Here is a 12,407-nt window from a genome sequence, read left to right as displayed (position 1 = left end):
TCCCTCATAATAACCCCTCTCTTTCGGCTTTTTCCAGTTTTCTTAATTCCCGAGTAAACTTCTTATACTCCCAAGGACTACTAAAACAATATTCCCTAACTTGATCACCAGCAGTGACAGATAAATATTTTTGTTTACGACCACTCCAAGCCTGCAAACCTAAACGTTTAATATGTTCCAATTCACTTGCCTGATCCACTTTAACATACACTTAAATCATCATCCCTTAATTTCCAAGAGTACTGTTTTAGTATGAATCAAACTTTTCAAGAAACTAATGCGCCTTTTAAGATTATCAATACTAAACTCCAACTCTTTCAATTCACCATATTCATCAGCAAGCTCTTCTTTAACATGTTGCTTACGAATAGATTCATTGTTTTTTCCATACAATGCTTTAAAATCAGTTTCTTTAATGATTTCTTCACTCAAAGCATTATAAGCTTCTTTTTTATTGAAGTAATCTTTTTCATCTTTGGATAATTTGGTGATTAATCTTGACCATTCACTGAGATTGTCTTTTACATCTGAGTGGATACTGTCATCAATTTCAAGTTCAATATCGATTTTCCCGATAAGCTCTTTAAAATCAAGTGGTATCAATTCACTAATCAAGACAGATACATGACTGTCATTTGATTGGATTGTTTCACTTAAACTGTCGAATGCTTTTAAACCAGTCAATGAGACTAGGTCATGTCTGATTTCTTCTAATAATTTGTTTTTCATGTTTAAAACTCTCCTTTTATTTTATATAACATCGTTATATGATATCATTGATATTGAAAAAAGTATTATTAATAATAATAATCAATAATAATAATCCCCATTTTAATTGTAACACTTGGATGTGTTACATTTCAATTTTAGAATTGTAAGAATCTGTAACACAGTAATGTATTAACGTGTTACACCACCCAACAAGTCATCATCTGAAATGTCACACGTTTCTGTATTACACATTTCTTCCAACTGATTTTTCACCTCAACAAAAAAACTATCCTCATTATAACCCAAATCACGCCCCTCAGACTTAATACTAGACTTCGCTAAAGACTTCTCAATTTTAAGGATAGACTCAGCACCATGCTTATTGAAAATAGAAAATGCATAATCTCTAGCAGATTCCACCAACATACTCGCAAGAGTCTCATCATCTAACTCATGAGGAGCAATCATCCGTAAACGTCTTTTCTTAGCAATCAACAAAGCCCTATCATTATTAACATCAACATCTTTTTTTGCAACAAGCTCTTCAAGTAAATCCACCTCAAACTTCAACCGAATAGCCTCATCAGATAAAGCATTAAGACCATACATGAAGATTTCCTTAAAAGTTTGAGGCAACTTTTTAGCACGCTCCTTTTCAGAGGGATGCACACGGATTGTAATAGTTTCAGTCATAGGAAATTCGCCTTTCTGATTAACCACTTAAACCACCAACACACTTAGAGGAGGAGTTAAATTCCCCCCCCCCAAATTCAGCAAATTAATCAACTGAGAATTATCATAATTTGCACAAATAATCACCACATGCTGCGGAAGCACATCAATTGCCCGGCAATTCCATTCCTCAACAAAATAATACATACTTTTACCTATAAGACCACTATCTTGAATAGAACAAACAATATTCCGAACTTCCTGCAAATTCAACCTGGTCCTCTCCCCATCTATATACAATTCATTACCATGTTTCCCAAAAGTATGATCCAATAACAAATCATTTTGTTCTTTAAGAAAATCATCAACATGCCCTTCCAAGAACTCCACACCTAACCTATTAGTCTTAGTAGGTGCAACACCAAACTTTTTAGCTAATTCTTGAGTATACCTCATTTTATTATCATTTTTAAAAACTTCACAAACATATATGAACTGCCATAACGGTAAAACCTCTTTATTTCCTGTTTGAGTTTCATTCCACACAATCATATCATCATCAACAATCAACTTACGATATACATCATGTGTTTGATAGGCTTGCAATGGACCATTAGGATCATGGTTAGGTCCTCTAACTCTTGTTGAAGTAAATTTTTTTACTTCCATTTTCTCAACAGAACCCCTAACAGGTTCATCGAATAATTTGAATAAATCTTTTTTACTTTCTTCAACATCATTTGCAACACATGTTGCAACATATTTTTCAAGCTCCACACCTTTTAATCTGGCTATGATTGTAGCTTGAGTTAATAACTTTCCTTCTAATTCAATAATCATATCATCACACCAACTTCAATTGTGTTTCAGGGACATTCTCGTCCACTAAATTTTTAATTAAACTTTTTGCCTCACGGATGTGTTTACAGGTATGTTTCCTGTAATGCCTGTCGGGGCAGTTGCAGAACCATCCGTCTTCATTGTCATATGCTACAATATACTTGTCTGTTTCGCCATGGACTGTGAATTGTGCATAAATTAATTCTGTTTCCACTTATTCTGCCTCCATATTTTTTAAATATTTATTGCATTCCATTCTTGCAGAAGTACTCATTTTACTTAAGGGTAAATGATTTTTAATTGCTTCTACTGTGACTGGTATGCCTTTAGCTTGAATAGTGTCAATCGCTTTCCTAATATGAGTAGGCACTGGTTTATCATTACTAATAATTGCTGATTCTTTTTCTTCAACTGGTGTGTTCTCCGCAGGAACGGGTATGCCAATATCAACAGAATCATTAATTAAAAGAAAAGTATTACAAAGCAACCTTACCTTCAACAAGTCCATAATGTCCTCTGGAATATCTTCAAGGCCATGGTGATAACGAATATTCAATTCCATGTTTTCTTCAGATATGTCACGTAAATTTAAAACACAAGCATTTTCCACGAAATTAAAAAAGAACATTAAGTTTTGCTTATTGCATTCTTTGAAAATTAATGGGATTAAAGTATTGAGGTTGTAATCCTCAATATTTTTACCCATTAAATTTTTTTGAATTTCGGAGATTTTATGATAGATCAACTTTAAACTCATACCGCTGCAGCCTCCTGAACTTCAACTTTAGTATACTTCACAGTCACATCTTCAGGAAACTCAGTAGTACCTACAGGAATACGGCCTCCTCTTAAGTTGATGACTAATGCCACATCACCAACATCAAGATTAATATAACTTGGATTATATGGTAACTCAAGTATTTGTGCAAGTATTGGATTACCGATGCATGAGATTGCACCGATAACTTCTTTATCGAATTCTTCTTCAGTTAAATCCTCATATTTGAGGGTGCCTTTTTTGGGATGAGGCATATTCCAACCCCATCCATTTAAAATATACTTGCTCATTTCATTCCACCTCTTCAAATTTAATATTTTCATTTAACCAGTCCATGCAAAGATTATACTCATTTTCATCTTTGCTTCTGTCTTCAATACATGTTTTAATCACTTTATTTGTGATTTTCATACCTCTAGCAGATAATGCGTTGATACAGTCTTGGATTAATTTTGGTGGTTCATTTTCAACTGGTTCTTGAACAGTATCTTCAGTTTCTGAAATTTCTTCTGGTGTTTCTTCCTCTACGGTAGCGGTAGAGATATATTGAGAATCCGATTCTTCAACAGCTTGATAATCTGAAGTCATCTCATCACCGGAAGTTTCACCAGCACCAATCAACTCAGCAATGGCCCTATTAGTAGCACGTGTTTTAGCAGTGGTCATTATAGCATGGTCACTAACTTTGGATTTTCCTTTTTCCTTACGGGAGCATAATGCATCTGATTCTACACTGCGACCATTCGGAAGTGTTGCGCAGATACAGTAATATGCTTCATTGATACTGCCGGTTTTTGTTCTTTGAAGTTCACGAGTTACAATCTTAGTGTCTACGTTAAAAGCCCTGGCTAATTTTTGCCATGCACTTTTTTTCTTGAATTCTCTTTCAACACGAACATATTTTCCAGTTTCAGGGTCTTTTTCTTTGACTATGATTTTTTGATAGTCTGATTCATCAAGGATTCCTTCTTTCCCACATAATTGTTGATATGCTTTCCATTGTTCGAGGGCATCCTTCACATTTGGGATATAATTAGTCATTAATTCATTTACCATTATATCACCTCATTGAATCTGTTAGTGTATGGATCCATGGCAGGGAACCATTTCACCAAAGCCACTACACCCAAAATCATAATTGCAATAATGAGTATTAATAAAAATTCATATTTGTGCCTATTAAACCAAAGCCTAATTTTATCCATTCCTGAAACCGGTTTTCTTAAATCATATTTTGGTTTATGAGTATCTTCAAAACCTAATAAGTTTAAAAGTATTAACATTAATAACCTGAACATTTCATTCTCCCCCCTTTTCTAACCATCAAATCTACAATAACATGGTTTAAACATGTTGGATCTCTAACCAAATCTTCACCATACTCACTGACAAATCCATCATAATTTAGATTTAAATGTTCAAGTAACTGGTCGAAGATGAAATCCCCTTGAATATCTCGGAATTTTTCTACAGCAACACGAGGTCTTTCTTCCACATGGTAATCATAGATGTCACTCATAATGGAACCTCCTTGTTGTTATGGAATCTTTTCACAGCAGAAACGAATGTCTCACCTGCAAAGTCATATGAATTTATGATTGCTGCTTTTCCATGGCCTTCTGCTTGAACTTCAACAACCAGTCTTTGGCGGAATAATTGTTCAATTAATCTACCCATGTCCTGGCGGTTTACTTGTAAAGCGTCATGCCATTCACGGTCAGCACCAATACGAAAAACAGAATGTGCTTCATACCCTTTGCGATAGAGGGTTTCTTCAATTATGCTGCTTTCTTCACTAGTCCATCTTGGATAATTGCATGTTGCTAGTTTAGTTTCTTCAGTGAGGTATTCTGCAGTTCTGCTCATACAAGGACACCTCCTTTGTTGTGGATGTATCCATGTATTAGTTTTCCTGGCGGGTCAGATGCTTCAACCACACAAGTTATATCCAATTTTAAAGTATCAATTACTTCTGCGATTATATCAAAATCAGTGAAGTCAGTGAATGCTTCTAATAATTCACGAACTACTTCAGGGTAGAATAGGTTTAATCCCATTGCAGTATCGCCAACAGAAAGAATTTCCACGTCTTGAGGGACATTATGAATATCAATTACATTCATAAAATCACTCCTTCTAGAAAATTAGGATTACTTAAAATGGCTTCGGTTAAACTGGACATTCCACGGTGTAGATTATTCTTTTCAAAGAATTCTTTTTCCTCTTCAATGGAGTGGAAATGGATTCTTAGGAATATTTCACCTTTCTGTTTAGCTTTCCAAACACTGAGGTTTCCAGATTTTTTAGCCTCTAACTCGCTAACATGGCGAAGTAGTTTACTTGCAGTGTCACATAATTCAAAATAAGTATCTTTTAAATGTGCAAGTTTTGGATCATCCCATTGGATTTCATCGGCAGTCCAGATTTTCCTTCCAGGTTTCAATGGAAGTATGCCAACAATAACTGCAGCATCCATTCTTATTGACTCACATCTGTGATTGATTGCTCTGAGACTGCTTCTCAAATCTTCAAGGCTTCTGCCTTGATATTTAGGAGGTAGGAGAGTGTTACTCATTGGTAACACCTTCCTTAAAATGTTCGCTAATTTCTTCGTACCTTAAACCATTGGCGACCTTGTGTATAAGGTCTTTGCCAGTTAGTTCAAGCCCATGCACATTATATGTGCGTTCTATATCTATTTCTAATATTTCATTCATTTTTCTATCCTCACAGGATTTTTTCATGAAAGTCAAATATGTTGGCGCATATTAAACTTTCATCTAATTATTAATTGAACACTCTAATATATAAATCTTTCTACCTATTCTGTGGAAATAATTATATATATCTTTCGTATATATGTATATATAAGAATAAACAAAAATAGGAGATATGACAGTGTTTGAATATGAATCTAAAATTTCAGTAGCTCGGCCAAATAGTTTATCTGCACGAACAACAATTCCTAAAGAAGTAATGAAATTTTTAGGAGCTGAAATTGGAGATAAAGTTAATTGGATAGTTGAGTACAATAATGGAAAAACAGAAGTTAAAATAGAAAAAGTTGTAGAATAACTTTTTATTATTATTTTTTTAAAAAAGCAATATAAATAATTTATAGCCATAGCTAATACATAAAAACATCGCATTCTGTCTGCGACCCATTCAATAAAACTTAAATAGGATTTTAACCATAAATTATTAATGGTTACAACAAACATTCTATCCTCACAGGTAGTTCTGTTTTTTATGTAACCGCTGGTAGGGGGTGTTGGCGCACTATTTAAACCCTACCATTTTATGTTACATAAAATAACATCTGTTTTTCACATTATTTAAACCATTGTTTTACAATAGATTTTTTTGATGATCTTCCTGGTGGTCGGTCATGGTATCTATCGGTAATTATACTATATCCAATTGAATATTTAAATGTTATCCTTACTTATTTTTGAACAATATTCAATAATAATTCTTGTTTATTATCACATTGAACAGTGAAAAGTGCAAAAACACATAGCGAAGGTTTCCAAAAAACACAAGAAAAAATAGTAAAATGTATAAAATTCTCCAATAGAAAAAATCAATGCAAAACATTAAAAAAAAATAGTGAAAGAATGGAATATTACAAATCATTCCATATCTAAATATTGTTGAATAACATTAAGCATACGTTGCTTATGATTATACAAATCAGAAACCCCTTCAATATCGATTTTCTCACCTTTCTTACCACCATTCTTAGTTAAAGTGATTTCATCATAGAATTCAACACGAAGATGATCCTCATTATTAAAGTAAAATCTCACTATAGGGAATCTTTGATTATTGTCAAAAAGGATATTACAATAATTTTTCCTGTCACGAATAGCAACCCTATCAGGGTCCACTAATTCAGAAGCAATTGATTTAACAATGAAATAACCTTCTTTTTCTGTAGCGGTTGTAATAATTCCATCATCATTGATTTCTTCTTCAACTTCAATAGCATTGTTATCTTCTTGTTCTTCTTCATTACTTGCAACGGCATCATTCAATGTTTTATTAACCCTCTCATTAATGATTTCTGTAATAGATATCGTAATCAGATTACCGAAGCGTTCCTTAATGTTTGGAGTTAACCTGCCTTCATAAACTTGTTGACCTATTGCTTTAATGAAATCTTCAGAGGGTTTTTCAAACTCAGATACTAATGCTTTTTTTATCAAGTTACGATATTTTAAATTGTCTGCTCTAGAGACAACTTCATCAACATCAAAATTAACTTTCTTAAACTTCTCTAACTCTTTAATATCCTTTTTAGTTAAATTCAATAAGTTAAGGTCAAGGAATGGTTTTTCATCCATCCTGTTATTGTCCTCACCAGTAGTGAAAAACTTATAATCCACACCATTAGTTAATATTCCAATTTGAATATCTGTTATGCTGAAGTAACGATATAATTGTGAAATATTATCAGTGCTTAATTCATTTGCTGCTGATTTACATTCAATGAATATGATTGGATGTCCATCTTCCAGGACTGCGAAGTCTACTTTTTCACCTTGTTTTGTTCCAACATCAGCAGTATATTCAGCTTTAACTTCCGCGGGATTGGTTGTATCATAACCCATCAATCGTAAAAATGGAGTTATTAATGCTATTTTACTTGTTTCTTCACTATCAATATGCTCTAGTTTTTCAGGTATTGTTTTTATGAATTCTTTGAGTTCATCTTCAAAAGTCATTTTAACAGCCAGCCTAAATAATTTAAGTTATTTATAATGTATATTTTTTAGGACTATAAATACTTAATAGAAAATTCTATCGCATATTAGTGAACATTATTTGAGGATAGAAAAAAATAGTAAAATGTATAACCCCACAAATACACACATACTAATATCAAACTAATATGTGAGGGTCAAAAAAATGAGAACAATAACAAAAATAATACTCGGAGCAACACTCCTCTTCCTAATAATAGGAGTAGCTTCCGCAACAGACATTATAGATATATTTCAAGCCCCATCATCTTTACATGCACTGGGTACCAGTTCCTATGTTGATGAACAAGGCCATAATATTATGATTGTAGAATACAGTGACGATAATTATGACCTCTGGTTTGAAAACGATACAGAAGCAGGATATGTAGCGCAAAAATATAATGACACTTGTTATATTGGAGCCGATGATGAAAACGATTGTTATATCCTAGAAATTGTTGAAAAAGAAGGAACAAAATATATTATAGGGTCTTGGACCCCTAATGGTGTAGATGATGCAAAAATCATTCAAAACAATCTTGAAGAGTTCAACAAGTTAAATAATCTGAATCCACTTGAGGTCTAACATGGTTGTTTTAAGATGTCCTTACTGTGGTGAAAAAATAAATCAAGGCGATGAGTTCTGCAGCCATTGCGGTAAAACTATTGATAAACCACATATCGATGAAGTTGATTCAGCATTCCAGGATATTGGAAGCATTATTGTAAAAATTATTGGTTTCATAATATTATGGATTATTGTAGGTTTAATCATAGGATTCATTACTCATACTTTTAATTTGTTGCCTACATATTCGCCATGGTTGTTGATTTTGACTACCGTTTTAACTGTGGTTATTTGGATATTAAAATAACCACTTATCTTTTAATAAATTTTTCCAGGTCTTCAATTGAACCATTAATTACTTCATTTAATTTTTCCATATCTTCTTTAATATGTGATGAATATTCTCCGATGATTATTGATTCACTCTCATAAAGCCATTCTCTTAATTTTTTGTTTTCTTCATTTAACTGCGCCTTTTCATCTGATAAATCATTTAACAAATTACCTATGTCCTCCATATCGTTATTGAAATAATATTCATCATCTTCATGGTCATATATGCTTTCAGAACCATCCTCATAAAGAGAATAACTAAATCTTTTTTCAGCCATTGTTCAGCCTCCTTTTTTTCTTGCAAATAAACTAAGTATCTCATCATCACTTAAGTTATCTACACCATTAAATATTTTTTCAACATTTGACAAACGTTCTTCCATATTACCCATAGCATCTTCCTTATCTTGGACTTTAGATTCTAATTCTTTATTTTGTTTTTTCAAATCAGTGATTTGAGCTTCCATCTCACGTCTTGCCTTTGAAGTATATGTTTTTGTTTCAATATTTTCAAGACTCAAATCTGGCAAAGCTGCCATGTAAACTTCTTTTACCTCTTCAGCTTCAATTTTAATATACGATGGATCTGTCTTAACAGGACTAGTATGGCCTTCCATCAGAGTACATATCCGTAAGTTACCACAGTTTTTAGCAATAGTACTTTGGAAAAATTTTCTTAATCCATGAGCATGAAATTTCGGGATATCTTCAATTGCCTTAGCCTTATCTTCTTCAGATAATTCACCATTCTTTATTTTTTCATCAATTAACTTCAAATGATGTTTCCTTAGTTTTTTGTTTTTCCTGTTGAACACATTTGAAATTGATTGAACTAACAGATGTCCTTTGTAATGTTTGTTTTTATTTCCGAATAATGCATCTTTTTTAGACATTTCAAGGTTTAAACCTTCCTTTTTGTTAATGTATGGTAAGTATTCATTTTTTATTTTTCTTAAGTTTTGCAGAATAAGGTTTGTAGTCCCAGGACCTATACATGTAATACATAATAAATTGAATCTTATTGTCTTATGTGGATAAAATTTAATTACTCCTATCATATCTTGAGGAGCATTGTCAATAAAGTCATTTACATCAACGAAATTATGATATTCTGAAGTCCATTCCATAAGGTCCTCAATTGTGAAACCTACAACATCACTTAATCTAGCACCACAATCTTTAATTAAACTTATAAGACCTTGATGCAATATTGTTGAATCATCCATGACAAACTTAATATCACTTTTTGTTAATGGCGTCCATTTCGGTTGTTTTTTATCTATTTTTATTTCAGGATAAGTTATTGAGTAAAATTTTAGGAATGTTTTGATAAATCCTAAATCTTGAACTATAGTGTTTATGGAGTTATCTTTATTTTCACAGTATGCGATGTATTTGTTAAAATATTGTTTTATTATGGAATCTGGGCTATTGACATCAAATTCCATTATCATTTTTTCAGTTATTATATTTCCCTGCTCATCAGTACCTCGATTGATAATTTTTTCAATTACTTTACCTTGTTGGTCTTTGCAGGTAAGTATAATCTCTTGCAATGATAAGTCAATTGCCTGTGATAGTTTTGTTAATGTTTTGTAATAATTGGCTTCTGTTGCTGTACTAAAATTTTTTGAAGATATGAAGTTGGTATAATAAATATCCTCTCTTACGTTATATGTCATGATGGTTTCACCTAATTATTATGTATTAGGTGCTATAATATTTAAGTTTTTTTTAATGTTGACTTCATAGTAATAATTAATTAACATAATTACACCTACAATAATATTTAAAATTAATAGTTAATAAAATTAGATTATATGAAAACTTGTCCAAAATGCATGAAACAATTAAAAAGAGTATTTCACGATGATTCCGATGATGAACTTGCAATTGAATCAATAAATGGTGAGGTCATCATAGGAAATTATTGTAAAAGTTATTATAACTACTATTGCGAATATTGTGATGAGTTTTTCCAGCTATAACCCCAAAATATCCTTATCAGGGTCTGCATTTTTAAACAAATTAATTTTAGTATCGCTTTTCCACGTGAATTTCAAAAGCCCCGCATGGACAATCTTTAAATCATCATCTGAAAAACCTTCCAAATAATAGATTTTTCCCCTATGACCCACATTTACTAAAAAACGGATGAAATGCCTGCTGACAATTACTGAATGGGGATTGTAAACAACAATATCATCAGTAATGTATTCTACCAACTGTTCTATTTCAAAAACATCTGGTTTGATGACTTCAACATCACATTTTGGAAATTTTTCACTAATGATAGCTTCATAATCCATCCTTTCACCTAACAATAAATATGATTAAAATCAATATTTAAATATGGCTAATGAAAATGTGGAGTTAATGAGAGGAGAACCTGAAAAGGCAGTTAAGAAATTAGCTATCCCAATCATGATTTCAATGATATTAACTGCATTGTACAATATCGTTGACGGAATTTGGGTAGCTGGACTTGGACCGACTGCCATTGCAGGAATTGGATTTGTAACACCAATATTCATGGTATTGAATGGAGCGAGCGTGGGACTTGGAAATGGTGCAACAAGCAGTATTGCAAGGTTTATTGGAGCGAAAAATCATGAAATGGCCAATGAATCTGCAACACACGCATTGTTTATCTTTTTAATAGCTTCCGTGATTTTAACTATTATCTTTTTAATAATTCAAGAACCTTTACTTGCAAGTTATGGGGCTACAGGTCAAACTTTAAAAGAAGGAATAGCTTATGGAACTCCTTTATTTTTAGGTTTGATTGCATTTATGTTTTCAAACGGTTGTAGCGGAATCCTTCGTGGGGAAGGAGATATGAAAAGAGCAATGTATGTTGTCATTGTAACCGTTATTTTAAATGCAACTCTAGATCCAATATTTATCTACACATTAGGCTTTGGTTCTGCTGGAGCATCTCTTGCAACAATTGTAAGTTCAGCAATTGCAGCTGCAGTAATGTTATACTGGATTTTAATTAAAAAAGACACATATGTTAATGTTAGCCTAAAAGAATTTAAATTTGACTCCAAATTGACAAGAGACATTTTAAAAGTAGGAATTCCATCTTCTCTTGACATGTTAATTATGGCAATTGCAATGTCAATATATCTAATAGTAATCTCAATGGTTGGTGGAGATTATGGTATTGCAACATTCACATCAGGTCAGAGACTATACTTATTTGCAATAATGCCATTAACAGCAATTGGATCAGCAGTAATTGCAGTATCCGGAAGTGCTTTTGGTGCTAGAAATGGAGATTATCTCTCAAGAGCCCATAAATATGGTTCCAAATTTGGTTTGGCTTTAGGAACTGTCATTACATTAATCCTGGTAATTTTTGCAACTCCTCTTGCAACAATATTTGCATATACTCCCGAAACTGCAGGCCTGGTTCCTGGAATTGCCCTATATTTACAGGTGGCCTGTCCAACATTAATTTTAACAGGTATCGGCATACCTTCAAGCTTCTTTTATCAGGGTATTGGAAGGGGAATCTACAGTTTGATGTTTACCATTTTAAGAGAGATAATATTTGTAGTGCCATTGATTTATATTCTAGTATTCATATTTAATTTCGGATTAGTTGGTATTTGGTTAGGTTTATGTATTGGAAGAGCAATAGCCAGTGTATTAAACTACATCTTTGCAAGATATGAAATCAAAAGGCTTAGAAAAATATTTGGGAATTAACCCAAATTTTTTTACCACATATATAACAGTGTTATCATAT

The 12,407-nt window shown here is 32.5% G+C and carries 22 protein-coding genes; 5 read left to right on the top strand and 17 right to left on the bottom strand.

The annotated features are described in order from the left end of the window. Nucleotides 1-4 precede the first annotated feature (4 nt). The 13 genes from ACKI32_RS09345 to ACKI32_RS09285 all read right to left on the bottom strand — a co-directional run bounded on the left by ACKI32_RS09345 (nucleotide 5) and on the right by ACKI32_RS09285 (nucleotide 5,576). Entirely contained in the window at nucleotides 5-199 is a 195-nt protein-coding gene (locus tag ACKI32_RS09345) for a hypothetical protein (protein ID WP_407415754.1), read from the bottom strand. A 20-nt stretch (nucleotides 200-219) separates the two neighbouring features. Next, nucleotides 220-729, bottom strand: coding sequence for a hypothetical protein (locus tag ACKI32_RS09340; RefSeq protein ID WP_407415753.1), 510 nt, complete (start codon nucleotides 727-729; stop codon nucleotides 220-222). Nucleotides 730-900: 171 nt separating this feature from the next. After that, the gene (locus ACKI32_RS09335) at nucleotides 901-1,431 is read right to left on the bottom strand and encodes a hypothetical protein (RefSeq protein WP_407415751.1); all 531 of its coding nucleotides are present in this window, start codon (nucleotides 1,429-1,431) and stop codon (nucleotides 901-903) included. After that, entirely contained in the window at nucleotides 1,432-2,223 is a 792-nt protein-coding gene (locus ACKI32_RS09330; protein ID WP_407415749.1) for a hypothetical protein, read from the bottom strand. Nucleotides 2,224-2,227: 4 nt separating this feature from the next. After that, nucleotides 2,228-2,437 (bottom strand): hypothetical protein, encoded by a 210-nt coding sequence (locus ACKI32_RS09325; RefSeq protein WP_407415747.1) that lies wholly within the window; start codon nucleotides 2,435-2,437, stop codon nucleotides 2,228-2,230. Then, a complete protein-coding gene (locus ACKI32_RS09320) occupies nucleotides 2,438-2,980 on the bottom strand; it encodes a hypothetical protein (protein WP_407415745.1) in 543 nt (180 codons plus the stop codon). Then, nucleotides 2,977-3,291: a hypothetical protein gene (locus ACKI32_RS09315; RefSeq protein WP_407415743.1), complete on the bottom strand. Its 315-nt coding sequence runs from the start codon at nucleotides 3,289-3,291 to the stop codon at nucleotides 2,977-2,979. The genes ACKI32_RS09320 and ACKI32_RS09315 overlap by 4 nt, the downstream gene beginning before the upstream one ends. Nucleotide 3,292: 1 nt before the next feature. Beyond that, nucleotides 3,293-4,057, bottom strand: coding sequence for a hypothetical protein (locus ACKI32_RS09310; protein ID WP_407415741.1), 765 nt, complete (start codon nucleotides 4,055-4,057; stop codon nucleotides 3,293-3,295). After that, nucleotides 4,057-4,299, bottom strand: a complete 243-nt coding sequence (locus ACKI32_RS09305; RefSeq protein ID WP_407415740.1) for a hypothetical protein — start codon at nucleotides 4,297-4,299, stop codon at nucleotides 4,057-4,059. The genes ACKI32_RS09310 and ACKI32_RS09305 overlap by 1 nt, the downstream gene beginning before the upstream one ends. After that, a complete protein-coding gene (locus ACKI32_RS09300; protein ID WP_407415738.1) occupies nucleotides 4,284-4,520 on the bottom strand; it encodes a hypothetical protein in 237 nt (78 codons plus the stop codon). Before ACKI32_RS09300 ends, ACKI32_RS09305 begins: the two co-directional genes overlap by 16 nt. Continuing rightward, a complete protein-coding gene (locus ACKI32_RS09295) occupies nucleotides 4,517-4,867 on the bottom strand; it encodes a hypothetical protein (RefSeq protein WP_407415736.1) in 351 nt (116 codons plus the stop codon). The genes ACKI32_RS09300 and ACKI32_RS09295 overlap by 4 nt, the downstream gene beginning before the upstream one ends. Then, nucleotides 4,864-5,124, bottom strand: a complete 261-nt coding sequence (locus tag ACKI32_RS09290; RefSeq protein WP_407415734.1) for a hypothetical protein — start codon at nucleotides 5,122-5,124, stop codon at nucleotides 4,864-4,866. Before ACKI32_RS09290 ends, ACKI32_RS09295 begins: the two co-directional genes overlap by 4 nt. Then, nucleotides 5,121-5,576: a hypothetical protein gene (locus tag ACKI32_RS09285; protein ID WP_407415732.1), complete on the bottom strand. Its 456-nt coding sequence runs from the start codon at nucleotides 5,574-5,576 to the stop codon at nucleotides 5,121-5,123. Before ACKI32_RS09285 ends, ACKI32_RS09290 begins: the two co-directional genes overlap by 4 nt. A 317-nt stretch (nucleotides 5,577-5,893) precedes the next feature. Between ACKI32_RS09285 and ACKI32_RS09280 the strand changes: the two genes are divergently transcribed. Continuing rightward, the gene (locus tag ACKI32_RS09280) at nucleotides 5,894-6,076 is read left to right on the top strand and encodes a hypothetical protein (RefSeq protein WP_407415730.1); all 183 of its coding nucleotides are present in this window, start codon (nucleotides 5,894-5,896) and stop codon (nucleotides 6,074-6,076) included. Between the two features lie 557 nt (nucleotides 6,077-6,633). Here ACKI32_RS09280 and ACKI32_RS09275 read toward each other — a convergent pair. Next, nucleotides 6,634-7,728: a type I restriction endonuclease gene (locus ACKI32_RS09275; protein WP_407415728.1), complete on the bottom strand. Its 1,095-nt coding sequence runs from the start codon at nucleotides 7,726-7,728 to the stop codon at nucleotides 6,634-6,636. Between the two features lie 184 nt (nucleotides 7,729-7,912). Between ACKI32_RS09275 and ACKI32_RS09270 the strand changes: the two genes are divergently transcribed. Further along, the gene (locus ACKI32_RS09270; RefSeq protein WP_407415726.1) at nucleotides 7,913-8,335 is read left to right on the top strand and encodes a hypothetical protein; all 423 of its coding nucleotides are present in this window, start codon (nucleotides 7,913-7,915) and stop codon (nucleotides 8,333-8,335) included. 1 nt (nucleotide 8,336) lies between these two features. Next, nucleotides 8,337-8,624 carry a zinc ribbon domain-containing protein gene (locus ACKI32_RS09265; protein ID WP_407415724.1) on the top strand — a complete coding sequence of 96 codons (288 nt, stop codon included), beginning with the start codon at nucleotides 8,337-8,339 and terminating at the stop codon, nucleotides 8,622-8,624. 4 nt (nucleotides 8,625-8,628) lie between these two features. Here ACKI32_RS09265 and ACKI32_RS09260 read toward each other — a convergent pair whose 3' ends face one another. Then, nucleotides 8,629-8,928: a hypothetical protein gene (locus ACKI32_RS09260; RefSeq protein WP_407415722.1), complete on the bottom strand. Its 300-nt coding sequence runs from the start codon at nucleotides 8,926-8,928 to the stop codon at nucleotides 8,629-8,631. Nucleotides 8,929-8,931: 3 nt separating this feature from the next. Next, on the bottom strand, nucleotides 8,932-10,332 hold the full coding sequence (locus ACKI32_RS09255; RefSeq protein WP_407415720.1) for a hypothetical protein: 1,401 nt from the start codon (nucleotides 10,330-10,332) through the stop codon (nucleotides 8,932-8,934). Nucleotides 10,333-10,470: 138 nt separating this feature from the next. Here ACKI32_RS09255 and ACKI32_RS09250 point away from each other — a divergent pair, with 138 nt between their 5' ends. Continuing rightward, nucleotides 10,471-10,638, top strand: a complete 168-nt coding sequence (locus ACKI32_RS09250) for a hypothetical protein (protein WP_407415718.1) — start codon at nucleotides 10,471-10,473, stop codon at nucleotides 10,636-10,638. Here ACKI32_RS09250 and ACKI32_RS09245 read toward each other — a convergent pair. Further along, nucleotides 10,633-10,959, bottom strand: coding sequence for a hypothetical protein (locus ACKI32_RS09245; RefSeq protein ID WP_407415716.1), 327 nt, complete (start codon nucleotides 10,957-10,959; stop codon nucleotides 10,633-10,635). The two genes, ACKI32_RS09250 and ACKI32_RS09245, sit on opposite strands and share 6 nt — an antisense overlap. 43 nt (nucleotides 10,960-11,002) lie before the next feature. Between ACKI32_RS09245 and ACKI32_RS09240 the strand changes: the two genes are divergently transcribed. After that, nucleotides 11,003-12,367, top strand: coding sequence for an MATE family efflux transporter (locus ACKI32_RS09240; RefSeq protein WP_407415714.1), 1,365 nt, complete (start codon nucleotides 11,003-11,005; stop codon nucleotides 12,365-12,367). The last annotated feature ends 40 nt before the right edge of the window (nucleotides 12,368-12,407 follow it).

It is taken from the genome of Methanobrevibacter sp., assembly GCF_045611865.1.
Taxonomy (GTDB): Archaea; Methanobacteriota; Methanobacteria; order Methanobacteriales; family Methanobacteriaceae; genus Methanocatella.
The sequence above is the reverse complement of the archived record's forward strand: the minus strand, read 5'-3'. Positions and strand labels throughout refer to the sequence as shown.